Raw genomic sequence first — 21,228 nt, forward strand, 5'->3', positions numbered from 1 at the left:
CGCCTAGCCTCTGGCGCGCCACACCCACACGTCGGCGACGCGCTCGCCCGGGCCCAGCAGGGTGTCGAGGGTGCTCTTCAGCGCCTCGGCGCCCGGCTGGCCGTCGGCGAGCACGAAGCAGGAGGCGCGCCAGTAGGCGATGTCCCGGCGCAGGGCCATCCGGTCGGCGTCGGTGAGCGGGGGCGGGTCGCCGTTGTCCACCGCGTGGCGCAGCAGCAGGGCGGTCGGTCGCGGGTAGCTGCGGCCGTCGCTGCCGTACGGCCCGATGAAGCGGCCCTGCGGCGTGGCGAACGCGACGTTGGTGGCCGCCGCCCAGCGCAGCGCCTGCGGATCCCGGGCGTCCGGCAGCGGCACGGGCACGATCGTGCCGTCGCGGGGGGCGAAGCCGCGCCAGTACCCCTCGGCGAAGAACCTCGGCACCGGCGGTCGCGGCGCCGTCGGCAGCGGCAGCGGCACCAGCGGCACGAGCGCGGCCACCACGGCCACCGGCACCAGCAGCCCGAGCGTCTCGGTCTGGGTCAGCGCGGCGTGCACCGCCTGCGCCAGCACGAAGGCCAGCAGGGGGATCGCGGCGAGCGCGAAGCGGGTCGGCAGCGCCCGCTCGACCACCGGCAGGCCGTCCAGCAGCGCGTAGGGCCCGGCCCGCGGCCCGAGCGACAGCGCGAGCAGCACCGCCGACGCCACCGCGCACGCGAGCACCGCCGGGCGCCGCCACATCCACACGGTCGCGCCGAGCACCACGATGAGCACGGGGGCGCCGAAGAAGGCGGTGTACTCCGACGGCCCGCTCGCCAGCGAGGCCGCCCCGTCGCCGCCGGCCAGCGACCGCGGTGAGATGGCGGCGAAGCTGCGCACGTCGGCGGAGGCGAACTCGGGCCGCAACGCCCCGCCGCGGGCGGCCTGCGCCCCGGAGAACTGCACCCACAGCGGGTAGGCCAGCAGCGCCCCGGCGACGGCGGCGGCGATTCCGAGCCCCGGCAGCGCCTCCCGTGCCCAGGCCAGGGCCCCCGTGCGGGCGGCGGTGGCCGCGTAGGCGAGGCCGACGAGCGCCAGCGTGAACACCGCGAGGAACAGCACCTCCTCGCCGAGGAAGAACTGCCCGGCCACGAGCGCGCCGAGCAGCACCCCCTTGCGCGGGGTCGGCCGCGTCGCGCACCACACGATCGGGGGGACCAGCCAGGCCGCCGTCAGGTGCAGGTGCCCGTTGGACTCGCTCACCATGCCGGGCGCGAAGCCGCAGAAGGCGCCGCCGATGAGGGCGGCCAGGCGGTGCAGGCCGGCGCCGCGGGCCAGCAGCAGGTACCACCCGGTGGCGTTGGCGGCCAGGTTGGACCCGGCCACCACGGCGAAGGTCACGGGCGCGCCCAGCGCCAGCGTCAGGGGCGCGAAGAGGATGCCGACGCCGAGGAGGTTCACTCCGTCGGGTGCGTTCAGTGCACCGGTCACGAAGGAGAAGTCGCCGCGGTACGCTCGGGTCGCGTAGGCGAGGAACCATTCGCCCAGCGCCTGGTCGGCGGGGTTGCCCGAGAGCGCCCGGGTCGATGGCGACGGCCACAGCCCGCGGGTCACCAGGGCCCCGGCCAGGGCAAACAGCAAACCCGCGGCGGCATCTATAGTCCATGTGCGCGGCGAGCGCATCGGCGAACCGGTTGATGTTGGCTGCTCGACCGGCGCAGTCCTTGCCTCGTCGGTCTGCGGGGCGCTGGTCACCCGGATGACAGTAACGGCCGTCCCCTTGTCGGTGTTGATGCTTCGTCGGACGGGCTACCGTGAGACGCGTTTCTACGCCCGGGTGGTGGAACGGCAGACACGGCCGCCTTAAAAGCGGCTGCCGCGAGGCGTGCGGGTTCGAACCCCGCCCCGGGCACACACGTTGTGGGCTTTTTTCATCAAACCGTCACGTCTCACTGTATGGTGGCCGTTTTCGGCGCGCCCATTCGCGGTACCCTGGTCGTACACGTGAATGAGACGCCCTGGAGGCTGATCGTGCAGAGTTCCAACCCGGTGCTCACCCGCCTTGGCGAGGCGGCGCGGGCTTCCCGTTACGAGACCGGGTATGCGCCCGGCTACCCCGGCGCGCCCGTCCAGCCCCGCACCATGACCATGGACGACGTCGTCGTCCGCACCATCGCGCTGCTCGCGATCACCGGCGTCGTCGGCGCGGGTGCCTGGGTGCTGCTGCCTGCCAGCAGCCCGGTCACCTACTTCGCCGCGATCATGTCGAGCATCGCCGGCCTGGTCCTCGGCCTGGTCGTCTCCTTCCGGCGGATCACCAGCCCGGCCGTCATCATCCCCTACGCCGCGCTGCAGGGCATCGCGCTCGGCATCATCAGCCGGGCCTTCGAGCACTGGTACTCCGGCATCGTCATCCAGGCCGTGATCGGCACGTTCGGCATCTTCGCGGTCATGGCCGTGCTCTACAAGCTGCGGGTGCTGCGGGCCACGCCCCGGTTCACGAAGATGGTCATCGGCGCCCTGATCGGCGTCGTGGTCCTGAGCTTCGCCAACTGGCTGTTCTACCTGTTCGGGCTCAACCTGGGCCTGCGCGACTACGGCACCAGCGGCTCCGTGGGCCTGGTCCCGATCATCTTCAGCATCGTGATCATCGTGGTCGGCGCGCTGACGTTCATCCTCGACTTCGACGCGATCGAGCAGGGCATGCGCTACGGCCTGCCGGAGAAGTACGCCTGGTACTGCGCCTTCGGCATCCTGGTCGGCCTGATCTTCCTGTACTACGAGATCCTGCGCCTGCTGAGCTACCTGCGCCGCTGATGTCGGACGAAGATCAGCTGGGCGCCGCCGTGCGCAAGCTGGTCGGTCAGGTCTCACACTGGACGCCGCCCCGATGGGCGGCGTCCGCCTGGTCTGGGTCGATCGGCGCGAAGCCGGATCGAGCCGGACCGGGCACGAGCGTGTCCGGGGCCTCCAGGGCCGACCTGATGCACGACCTGGTGCAGTGGATGGCCGATCGCTGTGCCGAGGCCGAGGGGCGTCCCACGCTCCTCGTGCCCCGGCTCGACAACGACCTGGCGCTGCCCGATCAGCTCACGGTGGTCGCCGCCGACCTGCGGCGGTTCGCGCCGGCCGCGGTGCAGACGGACGCCGCTGAGCGGATCAACAACCTGCGGGGTGCCTTTACGTGAGGTGGGCGAGCAGGTCCTGGCGGGTGAGCACGCCCGCCGGCTTGCCGTCCACCAGCACCACCGCCGCGTCCGCCTTCTCCAGCAGCGCGACGGCCTCGCTCACCGGCTGACCGCCGCCGATCATCGGCAGCGGCGCCGACATGTGGCGCTCGACCATGTCGTGCAGGTGGGCCTGGCCGGAGAAGAGCGCGTCGAGCAGGTCGCGCTCGGCGATCGAGCCGGCCACCTCACCGGTGACGACCGGCGGCTCGGCCTTGAGGACGGGCAGCTGGGACACGCCGTACTCACGCATGTAGTCGATCGCGTCGCGGACCGTCTCGTTGGGGTGCACGTGCACCATGCCCGGCATCCGGCCGTCCTTGCCGACCAGCACGTCGGCCACCGTCGGGGTCTGCTCGGCGGTGCGCAGGAAGCCGTAGCGGGCCATCCAGTCGTCGTTGAAGATCTTGGAGAGGTACCCCCGGCCGCCGTCCGGCAGCAGGACCACCACGACGTCGTCGGGGCCGGCGGCGCGCGCCACCTTCAGCGCGGCGGCCACGGCCATGCCGCAGGAGCCGCCGACGAGCAGCCCCTCCTCGCGGGCCAGGCGCCGGGTGAGGTCGAAGGACTCCTTGTCGGAGACCTCGACGATCTCGTCGCAGATGCCGCGGTCGTAGGTGGTGGGCCAGAAGTCCTCGCCGACGCCCTCGACGAGGTACGGCCGGCCGGTGCCGCCCGAGTAGACCGAGCCCTCGGGGTCGGCCCCGACGACGCGCACCCTGCCCTCGGAGGCCTCCTTGAGGTACCGGCCCGCACCCGAGATGGTCCCGCCGGTGCCGACGCCCGCCACGAAGTGCGTCACCCGGCCCTCGGTCTGCTCCCAGACCTCCGGCCCCGTCGTCTCGTAGTGGGAGCGCGGGTTGGCCGGGTTGGCGTACTGGTCGGGCTTCCAGGCGCCGGGGATCTCGCGGGCCAGGCGGTCGGAGACGTTGTAGTAGGAGCGCGGGTCCTCGGGGGCGACGGCGGTCGGGCAGACGACGACCTCCGCGCCGTAGGCGCGCAGCACGTTCTGCTTGTCCTCGCTGACCTTGTCGGGGCAGACGAAGACGCAGCGGTACCCCTTGAGCTGCGCCACCAGCGCCAGCCCGACCCCGGTGTTGCCGGAGGTGGGCTCGACGATCGTGCCGCCCTCGCGCAGCAGGCCGGCCTTCTCGGCCTCCTCGACCATCCGCAGGGCGATGCGGTCCTTCACGCTGCCGCCCGGGTTCAGGTATTCGACCTTGGCCAGGACGGTGGCGGAGATGCCGGTCGTGACGTTGCGGAGCCGAACCAGGGGCGTGTTGCCCACCAACTCGACGACGTTGTCGTAGTAGCGCACGTCGCCAAGCCTAACGGGCGTTGGCTTTCTATCGGATCACGTGGCCCGCGATGACGTTGTCGCGCAGCTTCTCCCACTCCAGGAAGCGCTCCAGCTCGTCCATGAGGGCGCCGGCGAAGTACCCGGCCACGGCCAGGTCGTCCACCAGGCCGAAGACCAGCAGGAAGGCCTCGGGGACGGCATCGATGGGGGAGATGATGTAGACGCCGGCGGCGGCGAGCATGGCCAGCCGGGCCCCGCCGTCGTACTCCCGCTTCATCGTCGCCTTGATCATTCTTGGCAGCGCGGCCAGCCGCTTGCCGATGCCGGGCGTGTCCGCCTTGAACACCCGCAGCAGCGCCGTCAGTGCCATCCGCCGTCGCAGCGCACTCTCCGCCATGGTGACCGCCCTCTCTGTCTTGGCTATGAATGTAACGTCGCCGGTCACGGGGCGCCGAGGTAAGAATGACGACATGGATCTCGATGCGGCGCGGGCCGTGATCGCCGAGCAGCACCAGGCAGTGCTGGCCACCCGCCGGGCCGACGGCGGGGTGCAGATGTCGCCGGTGCTGGCCGTCGTCGACGCCGAGGGGCGGGTCCTGATCAGCAGCCGCGTCCCCGCCTACAAGGTGCGCAACCTGCGGCGCGACCCCTGGGCGGCGCTGTGCGTGCTTCCCGACGGCTTCTTCGGCCGTTGGATCCAGGTCGAGGGCGAGGCGGCGATCGTCGACCCGCCGCAGAGCGTGGAAGGTCTGGTCGACTACTACCGGCGGGCAACCGGAGGGGACCACCCCGACTGGGAGGACTACCGCGCGGCGATGCTGCGGGACCAGCGGGTGCTGATCCGGATCTCGCTGCACCGGGCCGGCCCCGATCGGTCGGGATGAGGACGATCGGGATGCGGACCAATAACGGCAAACGTCCGCAGAGTGGGGGTTAGCCTCGGGTTCGCGGGGACCTGGGGAGCCCCGGGTTCGCGGACTTGGGCGCTTGCGGGTTCGCGGACCCTGGGCGCCTGCGGGTTCGCGGAACTTGGGAGCCTCGGGTTCGCGGGGACCTTGGGCAGGGGAAAGGGCACACAGCGGTGGTGTTTTTGCAGTCGGAGCGGGCACGGCGGATAGCTGCGGCGGCGGTGGTCGGCGGCGGGGGCGTCGCCGGCGCGGGAGCACTGTTCTACGGACTGGTCCTCGGCCAGGCCCTTCTGGCCCGCAAGACGATCCCCACGGTGGTCGGCCCGCCACCCCGCGCGGACGGCGTCTACGGCGCGCATTTCCCCGGTGAGCTCGTCCGCCTGGTCGTGCTGGGCGACTCCTCGGCCGCCGGCTACGGCGCCGAGCGCCCGAGCGAGACCTTCGCCGCCTCCGTCGCGGCCGGCCTCGCCGAGCAGCTGCGGCGCCCGGTGCGGATGCGCTGCCTGGCCGTCGTCGGCTCCGAGTCGAAGGGCCTGGCCCCGCAGGTCGAGGTGGCCCTGCGCCAGCAGCCCGACATCGCCGTCATCTGCATCGGCGGCAACGACGTGACCCACCGGGTGAGCGTCCACACCGCCGTCGGCAACCTGGTGTCCGCCGTGCGCGCGCTGCGCGGGGCGGGCGTCGAGGTGGTCGTCGGGACCTGCCCCGACCTGGGCACCATCCGCCCGATCCAGCCGCCGCTGCGCTGGCTGGCCCGGCGCTGGAGCCGGCAGATGGCGACCGCCCAGACGATCGCGGTGGTCGAGGCCGGCGGGCGCACGGTGTCACTCGGCGACCTGCTGGGCGAGCTGTTCTACGCCGAGCCCGACCGCATGTTCAGCTTCGACCGGTTCCACCCCTCCGGCGCCGGCTACCTCGCCGCCGCCCGGGCGGTGCTGCCGACCGTCGTCGCCGCGCTCACCGAGCCGGCCCCGGCCCCTGCGGCCGGCGTGCCGCTGCGGGCGGGCGAGGGCGTGCGGTCGCTGCCGCAGGCCGCCGTCGAGGCCGCCCAGAGCCCCGGCACCGAGGTCAGCGCGGCCCAGGTGGCCGGGCGCGACCGCGGGCCGGCGGGCCGTTGGGCCCAGCTGCGCCGCCGGGTGTGGCACCGGCTGCCCCAGGCGGCCGACCGGACCCCGGACCGGGCGGCGGAGGCGGCCTGACCTGCCCGTATTCGGTCCGTGCTGTTCCGTTCGGCTTCGGCGCGGTGCGGCCGACGGCGGGCGCGCTGTTCGCAAGGTGCCGCGTGATGTGGTTCTCGACCGGAGGCCGCGGACACGTTCGCCCGTTAGTCTCGGCTTTGGTCCGGTTCTACCCCTGAGCCAAGACACCCGGAACGGAGGTGACGGCGTGAGCATCGTCAAGCGCCTCGCCAAGGTGGCCGCCGTGACCGTCATCGCCGGCACCGTCGGTGGGGCCGCGGTGCTGGCCGCCCAGGCGGTCGCCGCCCGCACCCGAAACTATGCCAAGCCCGACATGCGCCTGGCCATGCGCTCGTCCATCGGCGCGGCCGGCAAGCCCCCGATGCGCCTGGTCCTGCTCGGCGACGCGACGGCCCTCGGGGTCGGCGTCGACCGGGTGGCCGACACGGTCGGCGGCCAGCTCGCCGCCCTGCTCGCGGAGGGCACCGCGGGCCGGCGGGTCGAGCTGTCCAGCGTCGCCGTCGCCGGCTCCCGCTCCGCCGACCTGGCGACCCAGGTCGCCCGCGCGCTGGTCGGCCCGGCGCCCGACGTGGCCCTGGTGCTGGTCGGCACCAACGACGTGACCCATCTCGGCCGGGCCGCCGAGGCCGCCGAGCACCTGGGCACGGCCTGCCGCCGGCTGCACGACGCCGGCATCCCGGTGGTCGTCGGCACCTGCCCCGACTTCGGCGCGCTGCGGGCCTTCGCCCCGCCCCTGCGCCAGCTGCTGGGCCTGCGCAGCCGGCGGGTGGCCCGCCAGCAGGCCGCGGCGGCGGGGGCGGGCGGCGCGGTGGTGGTAGACCTGGCTGCCCGCACCGGCGCGGTGTTCCGGGCGGACGAGGGCACGCTGTGCCACGACGGCTTCCACCCCTCCGCCGACGGGTACCGCGTCTGGGCCCACGCCCTGCTCCCCGCCGTCGAGGAGGCCGCCGCCCTGCGCCGCGGGGTGTGACCGTCCGGCTGTGACATTTCTGCACTCGTTGCTGGGCGCCGTGTGCGGGGTGCGGCGCGGTTACCTCCCGGTAGCATCGAGATCATGCCGGAAGCTGTCATCGTTGCCACCGCCCGGTCCCCGATCGGCCGTGCCGTCAAGGGATCGCTGCGCGACCTCCGCCCCGACGATCTTGCTGCCACCATCATCCGCGCCGCGCTGGACAAGGTGCCGCAGCTCGACCCCCGGGAGATCGAGGACCTCTACCTGGGTTGCGGCCTGCCCGGCGGCGAACAGGGCTTCAACATGGCCCGCGTGGTGAGCACGCTGCTGGGCTTCGACCACCTGCCGGGCGCCACCACCACCCGCTACTGCGCCTCATCGCTGCAGACCACCCGCATGGCCTTCCACGCCATCAAGGCCGGCGAGGGCGACGTCTTCATCTCGGCCGGCGTCGAGTGCGTCTCCCGTTTCGCCCGCGGCAACTCCGACACCCTGCCCCCCGACGCCCAGGCCCTGGTCGGCGGCCCGTGGCAGAACCCGGCCTTCGCCGGCGCCTACGCCCGCACCACGAAGCGCTCCGAGGGCGGCGCCGAGGCCTGGCGCGACCCGCGCGAGGACGGCGAGCTCCCGGACATCTACATCGCCATGGGCCAGACCGCCGAGAACCTGGCCGAGATCGAGGGCGTGACCCGCCAGGACATGGACGAGTTCGGCGTACGGTCGCAGAACCTCGCCGAGGAGGCCATCCGCAAGGGCTTCTGGGCCCGCGAGATCACGCCGGTGACGACCCCGACCGGCGAGGTCGTCTCGGCCGACGACGGCCCCCGCCCGGGCGTGACCTACGAGGCCGTGGCCGGCCTGAAGCCGGTCTTCCGCCCCGACGGCCGGGTGACCGCCGGCAACTGCTGCCCGCTCAACGACGGCGCCGCCGCGGTGGTCGTCATGAGCGACACCAAGGCCCGCGAGCTGGGCATCACCCCGCTGGCCCGGATCGTCTCCACGGGCGTGACCGCCATGTCCCCGGAGATCATGGGCATCGGCCCGGTGGAGGCCAGCCGCAGCGCCCTGAAGCGCGCTGGCATGACCATCGACGACGTGGACCTGGTCGAGATCAACGAGGCTTTCGCCGCGCAGGTCATCCCGTCGTACCGCAACCTGGGCATCCCCCTGGACAAGCTCAACGTGAACGGCGGCGCCATCGCGGTCGGCCACCCCTTCGGCATGACCGGCGCCCGCATCACCGGCACCCTGATCAACTCCCTGAACTGGCACGACAAGTCCATCGGTCTCGAGACGATGTGCGTGGGCGGCGGCCAGGGCATGGCGATGATCCTGGAGCGCCTCGCCTGAGGTCCGTGCGCGGCGCCTCGCCCGAGCGGGGCGCCGCGACCGACCCAAAGCAGGTCGTCGCCGAGACCGCCGCGGCCAAGAAGGAGGCCGACAGCGCCCGCAACGCGGCCGCGCGCCGCCTCGCCAAGCTGGCCCTGATGACCTAAAGCTGGCCGTTCCAAAGGTGGCCCCGACCTAAAGTTGGCCGATCCAAGGTGCCCCCGGCTCCAAGCTGGTCGGCCCAAAGCTGATCGGCCCAAAACGCTGGCCGCCCGAAGCTGGCCGGTCCGTGAACCGGCGGGTCGGCAAGAACCGACCGTCAGTGCAAAAGCGACATGTCGGGCGCTCCGCGCCACGACATGTCGGAAATATGCCCTGTCAGGGTATAAATCCGATAAGTCGTGGCGCGGAGCGCCCGACTTATCGAAAATGCGCCGATTCGCCGCCGTCACTCCAGAGGCGCCGGGATCGCCACCACGTCGACGAGGGCGTCCTTGCGCAGCACCGTGATGGGCAGCCGCGAACCGATCGCCGGCCCCAGCATCAGCCGCAGGACGTCCTGCACGCCCGTGATGGGCCGGCCGCCCGCGGCCAGCATCACGTCCCCCACGTAGAGGCCGGCCTGCCCCGCCGGGCTCTCGGGCACCACCTCGGCCAGCCGCAGGCCCTTCGACTGGCCCAGGCGGGCGGCCAGGGGCTGGGGGAGCGGTACCGTCGCGCCGGCCACGCCCAGCCAGGCCCGCCGCACCCGGCCCGTGGACATGAGCTCCGACACGATGAGCCGGGTCGTGCCGTTGATCGGGACGGCCAGCCCCAGCCCGATGCCGGCGACCGCCGTGTTGATGCCGACGACCCGGGACGCCGAGTCGGCCAGCGCCCCGCCCGAGTTGCCGGGATTGAGTGCCGCGTCGGTCTGGATGACGTCGTCGATCAGGCGGGAGTGGCGGCCGTCGCGGACCGGCAGGGAGCGGCCCAGGGCGCTGACCACGCCGGCGGTGACCGAGCCGGCCAGCCCCAGGGGGTTGCCCACGGCCACGACGAGCTGGCCGATGCGCAGGTCGTCGGCGTTGCCCAGGGTCGCGGGCGGGACGCCGGGCTCGCGGATGCGCAGCACGGCCAGGTCGGCCAGGGGGTCGGCGCCGACCACGTCGAAGCGGGTCTGGGTGCCGTCGGTGAACTCGGCGACGCCGCCGTCGGCGCCGGCCACCACGTGGGCGGAGGTCAGGACGAAGCCGTCCGGGGTGTAGACGACGGCCGAGCCGGCTCCCCCTCCGCGGCGGCTGCGCACGGTCAGGCTGGCCACGCTCGGCAGCAGGGTGGCGGCCACGGTGGAGACGACCCGGCTGTACGCGTCGAGCGCATCGGTTTCAGGGTCCATGTCCAGCAGAACGCGCATCAAAAGCCGGCAATGCCCGGGCCGGTTACGCCAACAGCGATACCGCCGGGAGGTCGAACCACCGCAGGGCCTCGAAGTTGGCCGAGACGACGCCGGAGGGCTCCTCCCCGACCGGCAGCGAGTCACACAATTCGCGGGCGTACCGCAAATATCCCGCCAAGTCCGATTCGGGGGCCCGCTCGTGGCGGGCCGGCCAGGTCAGCGCGCCGTCCGGGGAGTAGGTCACCGAGGACAGGCGCAGCGGCGGCTCGACCACGCCGTCGCGGTGCTTCCACAGGCCCGTGTACGGATCGAAGCGATACTGCGGCAGCAGCGCCCAGCCGTGCGTGGCCACCAGGTGTACCGCGTCGACGATGTAGCGGAAGACCGTCTCCGAGATGAAGTAGTTGAAGCTGACCCGCACCCACCCGGGCTTGATCCCCTCGCAGCCCGCGATGATCTCCTGCTCGAAGCGGTGCGAGCGCTCGATGTCGATGCCCAGCAGCCGGTGGCCGTAGGGCCCGGCGCACGAGCAGCCGCCCCGCGCCTGGATGCCGAACAGGTCGTTGAGCAGCGATACGACGAAGTTGTGGTGGAGGTACCGTCCCCCGGGCTTCTTGATGACGAACGACACGATCGACAGTCGTTCGGCGTCAAGGTTGCCCAGGATCTCGATGTTGGGGTTGGTCTTCCACGACGAGATCGCCTCGCGCAGGAAGTGCTCCTCGAGAGCGCGGATGGTCGCCGTGCCGACCGCCTGCTTGAGCTGGAACACCAGGCCGGCGCGGATCGACTCGACGATCGCCGGGGTGCCGCCCTCCTCGCGGTGCGCGGGGTCGGCGATGTAGTGGTGGTCCGTCGGGTTGACGTAGTCCACGGTGCCGCCGCCGGGCACGGTCGGCACCCGGTTGGCGAGCACCTCCCGGCGCACCACGAGCACGCCGGGGGTGCCCGGCCCGCCAACGAACTTGTGCGGGGAGATGAAGACCGCGTCCTTGTACTGCCCGGGGCCCGGCCCGTACATCGCGATGTCGACGTATGGCGCGGCCGCCGCGAAGTCCCAGAACGACAGCGCGCCGTGCTCGTGCAGCAGCGCCGAGATCGCGTGCGTGTCGCTGACGATCCCGGTCACGTTGGAGGCCGCCGAGAACGATCCGATCTTCAGTGGCCGGTCGGCGTGCCGCGCGAGCTCCGCGCGCAGCCGGTCGAGGTCGATGTGGCCGTTGTGATCCTCGGGGATCACGACCACGTCCGCGATGGACTCGCGCCACGGCAACTCGTTGGAGTGGTGCTCGAAGGGGCCGATGAACACGACCGGGCGATCGGCCGCCGGGATGTGCGCCGAGAGGTCGTAGCGGTCCTCGAGCGTGGCCGGCATCCGCAGGCCGAGGATGTGCACCATCTTGTCGATGGCCGCGGTGGAGCCGGAGCCGGTGAAGATCACGACGGTGTCGGCGTCGCCGCCCACCGCGTCGTTGATGATCTGCCGCGCGTCCTCGCGCAGGCGCGTGGTCTGCAGGCCGGTGCCCGACGATTCCGTGTGGGTGTTGGCGTACCGCGGGAGCACCTCCTCCCGCACGAACCGCTCGATGAAGTCCAGCGCCCGGCCCGAGGCGGTGTAGTCGGCGTAGGTGACCCGGCGAGCGCCGAACGGCCCCCACATGACCTGGTCGTCGCCGATCACGCCGGCGCGGATACGCGGTAAGAGGGGGCTCTCCATCCCGCCATTATCACCGGGCGCCACGCCGTCCTCTTTCGTGTGGCGGCCCGGATGTCGCACTCCCTGTCCGCTCCGGCCTGGGGCTCGACTGTTTAACGTTTCGTCCGGAGGTGCTCAGGAAGCCTCGAGGAGACTGGGGGTAGGGAAGTTGGTCAGTGTTGACCAGTCCGAGCCAACAGACGTCGTCGATCGACTCTTGTGGCGGGACGCCACGCAGATCCTGAGTCGGCACAGTGAGTCCGACGGCGAGGGCCAGTGCCTGTGGTGCGGGCGGGAGTGGCCGTGCGCGCCGCGCCGCCTGGCCGAGAACGCCGCCGAGGCGTCGCGCCGGCCGTGGAACGAGGCATGGACGGCCCGTCACGACCTGTACAGCCTGCGAACCATGCCCGACTGGCGCATCGACCTGGGTCGGCCCCCGGCCCGCGGCGGCTGGCACCGCGCGGGCGGCAACCGGGGAACCTTCCTCTGACACGATCGTTGATCCAAGCGGAGACTCCGGCGCGCCCCGCCAGTGCAACGCAGTCCCGCAGCACAAAAGATCCGCCCGGAAACGGTTGCCGGCATGCCTCCGCCGGCTCCGAACGCCTCCGGCCAGGCGTCCTCCCCAGGGATCGGGCGGGTCTTACCCGGCAGGCGAGGGCACACGTCGTGGTTCCCCCGCATACATCGCGATAGGTGCCCTCGCCTGCCAAAACCCCTGCATATCTCCATCTTTGAACGGCCCGGGAGCCCCGCTCCCGGGCCGTTTCGCCATGCCGCGCCCCAGATCGGCAGCGCTTCGCGCAACCCATGGCATTTGGCCGTATTACCCAATTTGCTCCGGAAAGTCCACGACAGCCATACATTGCTAGGAGATGGCGCGTCGGCACTCACTGCTGGCGCCTCGCAACGGAGGGTTTCGCAATGATCGACGTATGCAAATCGCGCGACCGCCGGGCCGGGCCCAGACGCGGCCTGCTCGGTTCGGCCTCGGCGCTGGCGATGGTGGGCATGTCGCTCGCCGTTGCCCAGCCAGCCTTTGCGACAAGTGGGGCCATCACCGGCATGACCATCACGTCGGACCCGACGCAGTCCGGCCGCCGCCTCGATGTCACGGTCAACCCGACCGACATCGACGGCACGCCGACCACGACCGGCTTCGACCACTTCCACATCGCGGCGGTCTCCGGCTCGCAGACCATCGCGGTCTGCGACACGCTCAACGGTGGGCCGAACGCGTGTGCGCTGACCCCGCTGGTGGCCGGCACGGCGTACAAGATCGTCGTTCAGGCGATCAAGGCCGACAGCAGCGTGGCCCTGACCCAGAACCTCGACCCGGGGACCAGCACGACCCCGAAACTGTCGCCCCCGACGGGCGTGACAGCCGAGGCCACGGGCGTCAGCGGCGACGTCAAGGTGTCGTGGACGCCGGACCCCAACGTCGGTGGCTCGACCGTCGCCCGCTTCACGGCGTCGGCGTACCTGGGTAACTCGACCGCCCAGGCCACGTGCCAGACGGCGGACGGCACCACGAACAACTGCACCATCCACGGCCTGGTCAACGGCGCCTCGTACAACTTCGGCGTGGTGGCCAACGGCTCGACCGCGGTCGCGGATTCGGTGGCCACGGACCCGTCTGCCGTGACGGCCATCCCGGGCATCGGCTCGGCCGCGCCGACCGACGCGCTCGCCACGGTCGACGCGGGCAGCGGCGACGCGATCGTGACGTGGACGCCACCGGCCGACACGACCGGCGTCACCTACGTCACGTCGATCTCGCCGATCACCGCCGTCCCGCCGGCGCCGCTCGAGGTCTGCACCTCGGGTGGTACCGAGCCCATCGCCCTCTGCTCCAACCTGGCGCCGGGCACGACCTACACCATCTCGGTCAAGGCGGCCAGGAACGGCGTCCAGTCGGCCGCGGCGACGGCCACGGTCCGGTCGACGACCGTCGCTCCGGACGACCCGGCGACCGTGACGGCCAAGGCCGGCGACGCCCAGGTCACCGCGGCCTGGACCGCGCCGGCGACGGACAACGGCGTGACCGTTAAGGGCTACCGGGCGATCGCCGTGCTGCACGCGGCACCCACCGTCCCGGTGGCCACCTGCAACACCACGACCGCGATGACCTGTGACATCAAGGGCCTGACCAACGGCTCGCTGTACGACGTCAGCGTGGTGGCCTACGGCTCGACCGGCACGCAGTCCAGCGCGCTCGGCACCGCGGCCGCGAGCTCCGTCACGCCGGCGGTCCAGCCCAAGCCGGGCGCCCCGACGGTGACCACCCCGGCGCAGGGCGACATCACGTCGACCTCGGCGACCGTCTCGTGGACGCCGGCCGGCGCGGTCAACGGTGCTGCCGTGCAGTACTACACGGCGACCGCGACCCCGAAGGCCTCAGGGTCGGCCGCGGGCGCGGACGCCAGCAACCCGAGCTGCACCGCCGTTGCGCCGAGCACCAGCTGCACCATCAGCGGCCTGCTGCCGGGTACCGCGTACGACGTGAAGGTCGTGGCCTACGCGAGCGCCACCTCGTACAGCACGGCTGGCACGATCACCCTGACCACGTCGGGCTCGTCCACTCCGGGCGGAGGCGGAATGAGCGGCCCGATCGTGACCAACCGCAACGGCCTGTCCCAGATGTTCGCCCGCGGTGGCGACAGCAACCTCTGGACGAACGTGCGGGACGCCAACGGTAACTGGGGCCAGTGGACCAGCCTCGGCGGTCTCATCGGCAGCGAGCCGGTGGCGGTGCTCAACGGCACCGGTGCGTCGGCCCGCCTCCAGGTGTTCGTGCTCGGCTTCGCCGACCACGCCGTCTGGTACAAGCTGCAGAACGCCAACGACAGCGGCTTCGGCCCCTGGACGCAGGTCGACGGCAGCCGGTGGATCTCCAAGATCGAGCTGACGAAGAACAAGGCCGGCACGGTCCAGGTCTTCGGCCGCGGCGCGGACGGCAACCTGTACTACACGGTGCAGACGTCGGCCACCAACCCGGCGGCGTGGCAGAACTGGGTCAGCCTCGGCGGCCTCATCGCCAGCGACCCGGTCGTGGCCCAGTGGGACGACGGCACCCTCGAGGTGTTCGCCGTCGGCGCCGGCGACGGCCAGATCTGGCACCGGGTGCAGGCCCGGGCGGGCGACAACACCAGCTGGGCCTGGTGGACGCACGTCGCCCCGTCGGCCGCGCAGAACGTCGGCCTGTGACAGCCCTGACTGTCCACTGACGACTGTCCAATAGGGACGCCCCGGGCGGGGAACCGCCCGGGGCGTTTCGCTTGTCGCGGGCTTCCCGATTTTGAGGAACTCTCAGTAAATGCACTGCTACTTTGAGTGACGAAATGGGAGCTGCGTGCCCCTATCGATCACTCCCTAGATCCGTGGTTACCGACTGGAGGAGACCACAAGTGCAAGTCAAGACAAGAAGCCTCGGTACGCGGATGGCGCTTCGCGTCGGCGCCGTGCTGACGCTCGTGGCCGGCAGTCTGGTCGCCACGGCAACCTCGGCGTTCGCCGCTTCGAACCTGGTCACCCTGAGCCCCTCGCACGGCCCGAGCGGCGGCGGCTACCCGGTCGTGCTGACCGAGACCGTCGCCACCTTCGGCAGTAGCACCGGCCCCTACACGGTCCAGTTCAACGTCGCCGGCACCTGCCCGACCACTAGCGGCATCGCGACCGCCCTCTCCGGCTCGGGCACGGTCAGCGCGGGTATCGCCGAGGTCACCGGCGTCCCGAAGCCGGCCGGCCAGACGCTGTCGGTCACCACCCCGGCCAGCCTGGCGCTGCCCGCGGGCACCACGGGCGGCACCTTCTCCGTCTGCGTCTACGACACCGGCGCCGCGAGCGCCCTGATCGCCAACGCGGACGCCTCCTTCACCCTCAACCCGGACGCCACGCCGAGCCAGACCACCGGTGGTACCGGTGGTAACTACGCGATCGGCATCACCTCGACCAGCGCGCCGTTCACCACGAACCCGCAGGTCCAGTTCCAGGCCAAGGCCACCGGCGGTGCCACTGCGTGCGCCACGACCGCGCGGGGGGCCGCGGCACCCAGTGGCAACGGGTCGGGCGCCCTGACCGGCGGCGTCATCCCCGTGCCGGCGGCCAGCATCACGGTCAACGCGACCAACAAGCTGACCGTCATGGTGCCGCCCACGCTGGTCCAGCCCACGACGCCGTCCCCGGTGTTCACCGGTGATTACTTCATCTGCGTCTACGACGCGAGCGGCTCGCCGCTGATCGCCGAGAACTCGTCGGTGGCACCGTTCACCGTCAGCGGCAACACCGTGTTGAGCCAGACCTCGGGCTCGACCGCGGGCGGCAACACGGTCACCCTGTCGGCGCCCTCGGGCACGATCTTCGCGACCGGCACGCAGAACGTCCGGCTCACCACCGTGGCGTGCCCGTCCACCCTGTCCGCGGCCGACGGCTCCGCCAGCGTCATCACGCCGAGCTCGACCCGGTACGTCTCGGCGAACAAGGTCGCGTTCACGCTGCCGACGACCGGCCTGCCGTCGTCGAACACGTCGTACTACGTCTGCGCCTACAACGGGGCAGGTAGCTCGCTCGTCGCGTCGGCCTACGGGCAGTACACCGTCGGCCAGGTGCCGACCGTCACCACCGTGTCGCCGGCCACCGGCCCGGCCCAGGGCGGCTCGACGATCACCGTCAACGGCACCAACTTCCCGGTCACCGGCATGACCGCCACGCTCGGCGGCACGGCGCTGACCGCTATCACGGTCGGCGGCACCATCGCCGGCGGCGTCGGCACCCAGTTCACCGCGACCGTCCCGGCCCACTCGCCGGGTGGTCCCTTCGCGCTGGCCGTGACCACCACCGGTGGCACCGTGACCATCAACAGCGTGTTCACCTTCACCAACGGCATCACGGTCACCCCGAAGACCGCGCCCAACAGCGGGGTCGGCCCGACCGGCCTCGACATCCAGGGCGTCGGCTTCGCCGACCTCAACTTCGGCACCACCTACGCCACCAACAGCTCGAGCGCCCACGTCTACCTGGTCAAGGGCGTCTACAACGGCGGCACCGTGGCGACCGCCACCGCCGTCAAGCCCAACCCGCAGACCAGCGAGTGCATCGACGTGCTCGTGATCGGCGACACCGAGTTGCTGTGCAACCTCTACCTGGGCGGCAACCTGAACGCGGCGCCGACCCCGACCACGCGCACGCTGTCCAGCTGCGCCAACTACCCGTCGGCCTCGGCCACCGCGCCGCTGCCGACCCCGGTCGCGTCGACCTTCATCGGGCCCGCCACCAGCACCGTGACCACCTGCACCTTCACGCAGGCGGACGTGGGCAACACGATCACCGCCGGCGCCAGCGGCGCCGCCATCGCGGCCAACGCCACCGTCATCACGGCGGTCAACAACGGCGTGGCGACCCTGTCGAAGCAATCCGCGGTGGCGATCACCTCGGCGACGACGCCGATCACCACGTCGACGCAGCGCGTCATGACCGACGGCGTGACCAGCACCGGCGCGGCCACGCTCGGCGCGGGCACGGTGGCGAACTCGACCACGTTCTTCACCACTGCCGACGTGAACAAGGTCGTGACGGGCCCGGGCATCCCGGCCGGCACGTACATCGTGAGCGTCGCTGCCGGTGTCGCGACGCTGTCGAACCAGGCCACCGCCACCACCGCGGCCAACGGCGTCACCGGCTTCACGATCTTCAACCCGGCGCCGGTGCCGAACGGCACCTACACGGTGACGATCGTGAGCAACGGCGCCCCGGGCGCACAGCTGCAGTCAACCTACTACCAGACCATCATCTCGAGCGGTTCCACCTTCACCGTCTCCGACTACCTCCACTAGTCGACCCGACGTAAGACGGCGGCCCGGGGTCAACCGACCCCGGGCCGCCGCCGCGCAGTGCGGCCTGCCAGGGCGCTACCAGATGTCCGCTCTAGTCGGCAAACGTTGGGTCGACGTACCCCATCTGCCTCATCTTCGAGGCCGCGAAGACGACCACGATCTGATCACCCGGGATGAACACGTTGTATGGCTCCCGGAACTGCGGTGTGCCAGCCACGAACCACACCGGCCCACCGTCGAAGTCCAGCCGCAGGGCGGTAGGTATGTCCGCGTCGACCACCGCACCATTCGACCTCGTGGTGGGTCCGATCGTGAACCTGTCCCACCGAACCCTTGCGTCACGGACCGGCTGCCCCAGGAATGCCTTCCATCGCGAATCGGCTCCCGGCCCGACACGCTGCGATCCGCCCTCTTGGAGATGGCGGGCGATGGGCTCCAGGAGGACTTCCACGCCGCACGGGTCGAAGGTTGCCGTGCAGGTCACGGTCACGGGACCTGAGTCAGTCGTCAGCTGTGCGCCCAGCACGGCGTGGTGCCAGTCGCCGAAGTCCCATTCGGGGTCCAGCCCGAGGCAGAGAACGTCCCAGTAGTCGATGGAAAGCACCCGACGGCCCCGCAGCGAGTCGACTCGGTGGTCGAAGCCGGCACGTGCATCGGCATTGCTCCATCCCGGCCCGTGATGTCGCATTTCATTGCGGCCGTGAGGTGTAGGCCGTCCACAGGTCGACTGCCTGCTGGAGGTCGAGCGCCGCGACGGCCTCACGAGTCATGCCTGCGGTGTACACGAGCCTGTCGGCCAGCCAGGCAGGCACCGGTTCACGCGGCGCCGGCTGCGCCACCGCGACATCGCCGGCCAGCCGGCCGAGCCGCTCCACCACATTCGCCAACTGGACCAGCTCAGGACGCGTTGAGCCGGCGGTTCGCAGTCGGCCGACAGCCGTATCGCCGTGGAAGATCCACACCCGCTGCTTCGCTGTCTGATCGGCCATTGGAGTACCTAGAGGCCGATTGCGGCGGCGATGTCGCTGACCTTCTGGACCAGGCGCATCGATCCGGGGATCTCCCGGAAGCCGTGGTGCTGATAGAAGCCGTGGGCCGCGCCGTCGATCGCATCGACGACCACGAACCTGGCGGCAACGGTCTGTGTGGCGACGACGATCCGGTGAAGCGCGTCCGCGAGCAGGGCGCCGCCGTGGCCCTGGCCGTGAAGGGTCTTGTCGAGCGCCAGTCGGGCGAGCAGCACGGCCGGGATCTGAGCCGGATTGCCCCGGCTGAGTGCGCGGGGAAGGCCTTCGCGCACGACCAGGTGTGCGGCGATTGTGTAATACGCGACTACACGATGATCCTCATGCCATACGAACGTGCGCCCCGTGCGCCGGGCCTCGGTCGTCATCGCGTGCTGCTGCAGCCAGCCATCGAGGTCGGGCTTACTGCTGTCGAAAACGCTGGTGTCGTGGTGCTCGCTCAAGGTCTCGCTGATGAACGCCACGCAGGACTACCGCCGTTCCACGACGTGGCGAGCCCGAGCTGCTGCGGCCCGCAGTGCTTGGTTCGGCGTTGCCGGCTGGTCGAGCGCGGCCAAGAGGTCGTCGAAGAACTCCGCCGGCACGACGGTGGCCATCATGTGCTCTTGCAGGACGCGTTCGGCGCGCTCCTCCGCCGCGGTCCGCGCGAAGTCGGACGTGCTCTCGTGCACGAGATCTGCGGCTTGCTCGATCCGCCTCTTGGCCTCCGGCCGCAGGCGGAACTCGAAGCGCGCAGAGGCTGCGATGGTCATTGAGTCCTCCGTACCGTCCGTACGATTGTACGTACCGTACGGAGGAAGTGTCCACCTAAGAAGCGTCGGGGACCTGGGCGACGCCGATCGGGCAGGTCATGCCGCTGGGGCCGTGGTTGCAACCCATTCGGGTTCCGGCCCAACGCTGCAAAGGTCCCAGTAGGCGACGGAGAGCACTCGCCGGCCCAGCAGCGAGTCGACCCGGCGGTCGAAACTGGCGCGTACATCGACGTCGTCGTTGGTCACGTTCGCAGGCTCTCTGGCGATACCAGGCACGACAACGTCTTTCTGCCTGACCGACCGGCGCACATGGTGCGGCGTCAGAGGTGGAGCACGAGGCGCAGCGCGTCGTCGACTGCGGACATCTCCTGGTGCGAAAGGTGGCCGACGAGCTGGCCGAGTCGTTCGGGTTGGACGGCCGCCGTCTGTTCGGCGAGCACATATGTGGTCTTGCCTTGAATCTCGATCTCCGGTCGGAAACTGGTCGGCCGGGCGCTGGTGGAGGTCGGCGCGACAAGCCACGTCGAGAGGGGCAGCAGGTTGGACTGGACCACGACGGCGTACCGGTTGCCACGCTGTTCGTGGCCGCGCGTGTCCCGAGGCGCCTTGAGCTCGTAGACGTCACCACGCACGGAGCGACTCCATGTCTGCCAGCACCGCTCGTGCCTCAGCGACATCGTCGGCATCCGCGGCAACGGCTTCTGCCTCGGCGCGGATCTGCTCCTCGCGGCGGGCGCGCCAGGCGGAGAGGATCGCGTCACGGATGACCTGTGACCGATCGCGGTCGCCGGACGTCAGCTCGGCCAGCGCCTGATCGACGTCGTCGTCTGTACGGAATGTAATCGTCGACATAAGACAAACTGTAATACGCCGAAGCGGCCATCGTCGAGATGGCGGTGGCCGCTCGTCGAGGGGGATCAGGCGGGCAGGGCGCCGACGCCTACCTGGGCGTGAGCGAGCGCACCGTGCGTCGCTTCATGGGCGCCGGCAGGGTGCCAACACGGCTGGCGACCGCCTGACCGCACACGCCCCACGGACGCCCCGGACCGCCATGAGTATCCGAGCGTCGGCCGGTACAGTGCGCGTCGCTGCCTCGTCGAGGCGGGGTGGCGGTCGTGGCGGGAACGGGGGCCAGCGAATGACGGTCGAGCGGGTCTTTCGCGTCCGGAACACGCCGGACGGGCCGGCGGTGACGCTGCGGTGGATCGGTACCACCTGGCTGGAGCGCGGCCCGCAGTACTGCCGCCGCCGGGCCCTGACCGCGACCGCGGCGGTGCTGGGCACCCTCGGCGGCGCGGCGGCCGTGGTGTGGGTGCTCAGCGGCGCGGCCGCGCACAGTTCATCGCGCGGCGAGGATGTGGTCGGCGACGTGTACGCGGCGCTCGTCGTCCCCGGCGTGTTCTGGGGGCGGCACTGGCTGCGCCACGCGCCCACCCACGAGCGCGACGCCGGGCGCGGGCTCGTCGCCTTCGGGTCGGTGCTCGTCGTGCTCCTGTCGCTGGCGGTCGGCTTCGGACTGGCCGTCATTCCGCGGCTGTTCGGCGAGCAGTACCCGGGAGAGGAGCGAGCCCGCCGCGCAACGCTCGAACTGCGGGGCGTGGACCTCGACGGTGTCGCTTAAGGTCCAGCCCGAGGCAGCGAACGTCCCAGTAGTCGATGGCGGTCGGCCTCAGCAG

23 protein-coding genes and 1 tRNA gene are annotated in these 21,228 nt (G+C 71.2%); 12 read left to right on the plus strand and 12 right to left on the minus strand.

Features of this window, described 5'->3' with window-relative positions:
• Nucleotides 1-3 precede the first annotated feature (3 nt).
• Nucleotides 4-1,596 (minus strand): hypothetical protein, encoded by a 1,593-nt coding sequence (locus AB0M46_RS09275; RefSeq protein WP_363334123.1) that lies wholly within the window; start codon nucleotides 1,594-1,596, stop codon nucleotides 4-6.
• Nucleotides 1,597-1,786: 190 nt separating this feature from the next.
• Here AB0M46_RS09275 and AB0M46_RS09280 point away from each other — a divergent pair.
• From AB0M46_RS09280 to AB0M46_RS09290, 3 genes are all read left to right on the plus strand, one after another.
• Nucleotides 1,787-1,867, plus strand: a tRNA-Leu gene (locus AB0M46_RS09280).
• Nucleotides 1,868-1,986: 119 nt separating this feature from the next.
• Nucleotides 1,987-2,772 (plus strand): Bax inhibitor-1/YccA family protein, encoded by a 786-nt coding sequence (locus AB0M46_RS09285; RefSeq protein WP_363334245.1) that lies wholly within the window; start codon nucleotides 1,987-1,989, stop codon nucleotides 2,770-2,772.
• A complete protein-coding gene (locus AB0M46_RS09290) occupies nucleotides 2,772-3,143 on the plus strand; it encodes a hypothetical protein (RefSeq protein WP_363334125.1) in 372 nt (123 codons plus the stop codon). Before AB0M46_RS09285 ends, AB0M46_RS09290 begins: the two co-directional genes overlap by 1 nt.
• Here AB0M46_RS09290 and AB0M46_RS09295 read toward each other — a convergent pair.
• A complete protein-coding gene (locus tag AB0M46_RS09295; protein ID WP_363334127.1) occupies nucleotides 3,136-4,500 on the minus strand; it encodes a cystathionine beta-synthase in 1,365 nt (454 codons plus the stop codon). The two genes, AB0M46_RS09290 and AB0M46_RS09295, sit on opposite strands and share 8 nt — an antisense overlap.
• A 28-nt stretch (nucleotides 4,501-4,528) precedes the next feature.
• Nucleotides 4,529-4,879, minus strand: coding sequence for a YkvA family protein (locus AB0M46_RS09300; RefSeq protein WP_363334129.1), 351 nt, complete (start codon nucleotides 4,877-4,879; stop codon nucleotides 4,529-4,531).
• A 73-nt stretch (nucleotides 4,880-4,952) separates the two neighbouring features.
• On the opposite strand from AB0M46_RS09300, the gene AB0M46_RS09305 reads away from it, so the two are divergent.
• The 5 genes from AB0M46_RS09305 to AB0M46_RS09325 all read left to right on the plus strand — a co-directional run bounded on the left by AB0M46_RS09305 (nucleotide 4,953) and on the right by AB0M46_RS09325 (nucleotide 9,037).
• Nucleotides 4,953-5,366 carry a PPOX class F420-dependent oxidoreductase gene (locus tag AB0M46_RS09305; RefSeq protein WP_363334131.1) on the plus strand — a complete coding sequence of 138 codons (414 nt, stop codon included), beginning with the start codon at nucleotides 4,953-4,955 and terminating at the stop codon, nucleotides 5,364-5,366.
• Nucleotides 5,367-5,596: 230 nt separating this feature from the next.
• Nucleotides 5,597-6,589 (plus strand): SGNH/GDSL hydrolase family protein, encoded by a 993-nt coding sequence (locus AB0M46_RS09310; RefSeq protein ID WP_363334247.1) that lies wholly within the window; start codon nucleotides 5,597-5,599, stop codon nucleotides 6,587-6,589.
• A gap of 187 nt (nucleotides 6,590-6,776) precedes the next feature.
• Nucleotides 6,777-7,559: an SGNH/GDSL hydrolase family protein gene (locus AB0M46_RS09315; protein WP_363334133.1), complete on the plus strand. Its 783-nt coding sequence runs from the start codon at nucleotides 6,777-6,779 to the stop codon at nucleotides 7,557-7,559.
• Nucleotides 7,560-7,643: 84 nt separating this feature from the next.
• On the plus strand, nucleotides 7,644-8,891 hold the full coding sequence (locus AB0M46_RS09320; protein ID WP_363334135.1) for an acetyl-CoA C-acetyltransferase: 1,248 nt from the start codon (nucleotides 7,644-7,646) through the stop codon (nucleotides 8,889-8,891).
• Between the two features lie 5 nt (nucleotides 8,892-8,896).
• The gene (locus AB0M46_RS09325; protein WP_363334137.1) at nucleotides 8,897-9,037 is read left to right on the plus strand and encodes a hypothetical protein; all 141 of its coding nucleotides are present in this window, start codon (nucleotides 8,897-8,899) and stop codon (nucleotides 9,035-9,037) included.
• A gap of 281 nt (nucleotides 9,038-9,318) precedes the next feature.
• Here AB0M46_RS09325 and AB0M46_RS09330 read toward each other — a convergent pair whose 3' ends face one another.
• Together AB0M46_RS09330 and AB0M46_RS09335 are read right to left on the minus strand one after the other, a co-directional pair.
• Nucleotides 9,319-10,248 carry a trypsin-like peptidase domain-containing protein gene (locus tag AB0M46_RS09330; protein ID WP_363334139.1) on the minus strand — a complete coding sequence of 310 codons (930 nt, stop codon included), beginning with the start codon at nucleotides 10,246-10,248 and terminating at the stop codon, nucleotides 9,319-9,321.
• 43 nt (nucleotides 10,249-10,291) lie between these two features.
• The gene (locus AB0M46_RS09335; protein WP_363334141.1) at nucleotides 10,292-11,965 is read right to left on the minus strand and encodes an aminotransferase class V-fold PLP-dependent enzyme; all 1,674 of its coding nucleotides are present in this window, start codon (nucleotides 11,963-11,965) and stop codon (nucleotides 10,292-10,294) included.
• Between the two features lie 148 nt (nucleotides 11,966-12,113).
• Here AB0M46_RS09335 and AB0M46_RS09340 point away from each other — a divergent pair, with 148 nt between their 5' ends.
• From AB0M46_RS09340 to AB0M46_RS09350, 3 genes are all read left to right on the plus strand, one after another.
• Nucleotides 12,114-12,434 carry a hypothetical protein gene (locus tag AB0M46_RS09340; protein ID WP_363334143.1) on the plus strand — a complete coding sequence of 107 codons (321 nt, stop codon included), beginning with the start codon at nucleotides 12,114-12,116 and terminating at the stop codon, nucleotides 12,432-12,434.
• Between the two features lie 575 nt (nucleotides 12,435-13,009).
• Nucleotides 13,010-15,151: a fibronectin type III domain-containing protein gene (locus AB0M46_RS09345; protein WP_363334145.1), complete on the plus strand. Its 2,142-nt coding sequence runs from the start codon at nucleotides 13,010-13,012 to the stop codon at nucleotides 15,149-15,151.
• Between the two features lie 233 nt (nucleotides 15,152-15,384).
• Nucleotides 15,385-17,775, plus strand: coding sequence for an IPT/TIG domain-containing protein (locus AB0M46_RS09350; RefSeq protein WP_363334147.1), 2,391 nt, complete (start codon nucleotides 15,385-15,387; stop codon nucleotides 17,773-17,775).
• A 91-nt stretch (nucleotides 17,776-17,866) separates the two neighbouring features.
• Here the strand turns inward: AB0M46_RS09350 and AB0M46_RS09355 are convergent, their stop codons facing one another.
• The 7 genes from AB0M46_RS09355 to AB0M46_RS09385 form a co-directional block, all read right to left on the minus strand.
• The gene (locus tag AB0M46_RS09355; protein ID WP_363334149.1) at nucleotides 17,867-18,379 is read right to left on the minus strand and encodes a hypothetical protein; all 513 of its coding nucleotides are present in this window, start codon (nucleotides 18,377-18,379) and stop codon (nucleotides 17,867-17,869) included.
• A gap of 85 nt (nucleotides 18,380-18,464) precedes the next feature.
• Nucleotides 18,465-18,764 carry a hypothetical protein gene (locus AB0M46_RS09360; RefSeq protein ID WP_363334150.1) on the minus strand — a complete coding sequence of 100 codons (300 nt, stop codon included), beginning with the start codon at nucleotides 18,762-18,764 and terminating at the stop codon, nucleotides 18,465-18,467.
• Nucleotides 18,765-18,772: 8 nt separating this feature from the next.
• Entirely contained in the window at nucleotides 18,773-19,264 is a 492-nt protein-coding gene (locus AB0M46_RS09365) for a GNAT family N-acetyltransferase (RefSeq protein ID WP_363334152.1), read from the minus strand.
• 6 nt (nucleotides 19,265-19,270) lie between these two features.
• Complete coding sequence (locus AB0M46_RS09370) at nucleotides 19,271-19,552, minus strand: DUF1778 domain-containing protein (protein ID WP_363334154.1); 282 nt, start codon at nucleotides 19,550-19,552, stop codon at nucleotides 19,271-19,273.
• 96 nt (nucleotides 19,553-19,648) lie between these two features.
• Nucleotides 19,649-19,798: a hypothetical protein gene (locus tag AB0M46_RS09375; RefSeq protein WP_363334156.1), complete on the minus strand. Its 150-nt coding sequence runs from the start codon at nucleotides 19,796-19,798 to the stop codon at nucleotides 19,649-19,651.
• Between the two features lie 74 nt (nucleotides 19,799-19,872).
• Nucleotides 19,873-20,184, minus strand: coding sequence for a type II toxin-antitoxin system PemK/MazF family toxin (locus tag AB0M46_RS09380; protein ID WP_363334158.1), 312 nt, complete (start codon nucleotides 20,182-20,184; stop codon nucleotides 19,873-19,875).
• Nucleotides 20,174-20,404 carry a hypothetical protein gene (locus AB0M46_RS09385; protein ID WP_363334160.1) on the minus strand — a complete coding sequence of 77 codons (231 nt, stop codon included), beginning with the start codon at nucleotides 20,402-20,404 and terminating at the stop codon, nucleotides 20,174-20,176. Before AB0M46_RS09385 ends, AB0M46_RS09380 begins: the two co-directional genes overlap by 11 nt.
• Nucleotides 20,405-20,690: 286 nt before the next feature.
• Here AB0M46_RS09385 and AB0M46_RS09390 point away from each other — a divergent pair, with 286 nt between their 5' ends.
• On the plus strand, nucleotides 20,691-21,173 hold the full coding sequence (locus tag AB0M46_RS09390; protein WP_363334162.1) for a hypothetical protein: 483 nt from the start codon (nucleotides 20,691-20,693) through the stop codon (nucleotides 21,171-21,173).
• The last annotated feature ends 55 nt before the right edge of the window (nucleotides 21,174-21,228 follow it).

Origin of the sequence: Dactylosporangium sp. NPDC051485 (assembly GCF_040682015.1) — a bacterium.
Classification (GTDB): domain Bacteria; phylum Actinomycetota; class Actinomycetes; order Mycobacteriales; family Micromonosporaceae; genus Dactylosporangium.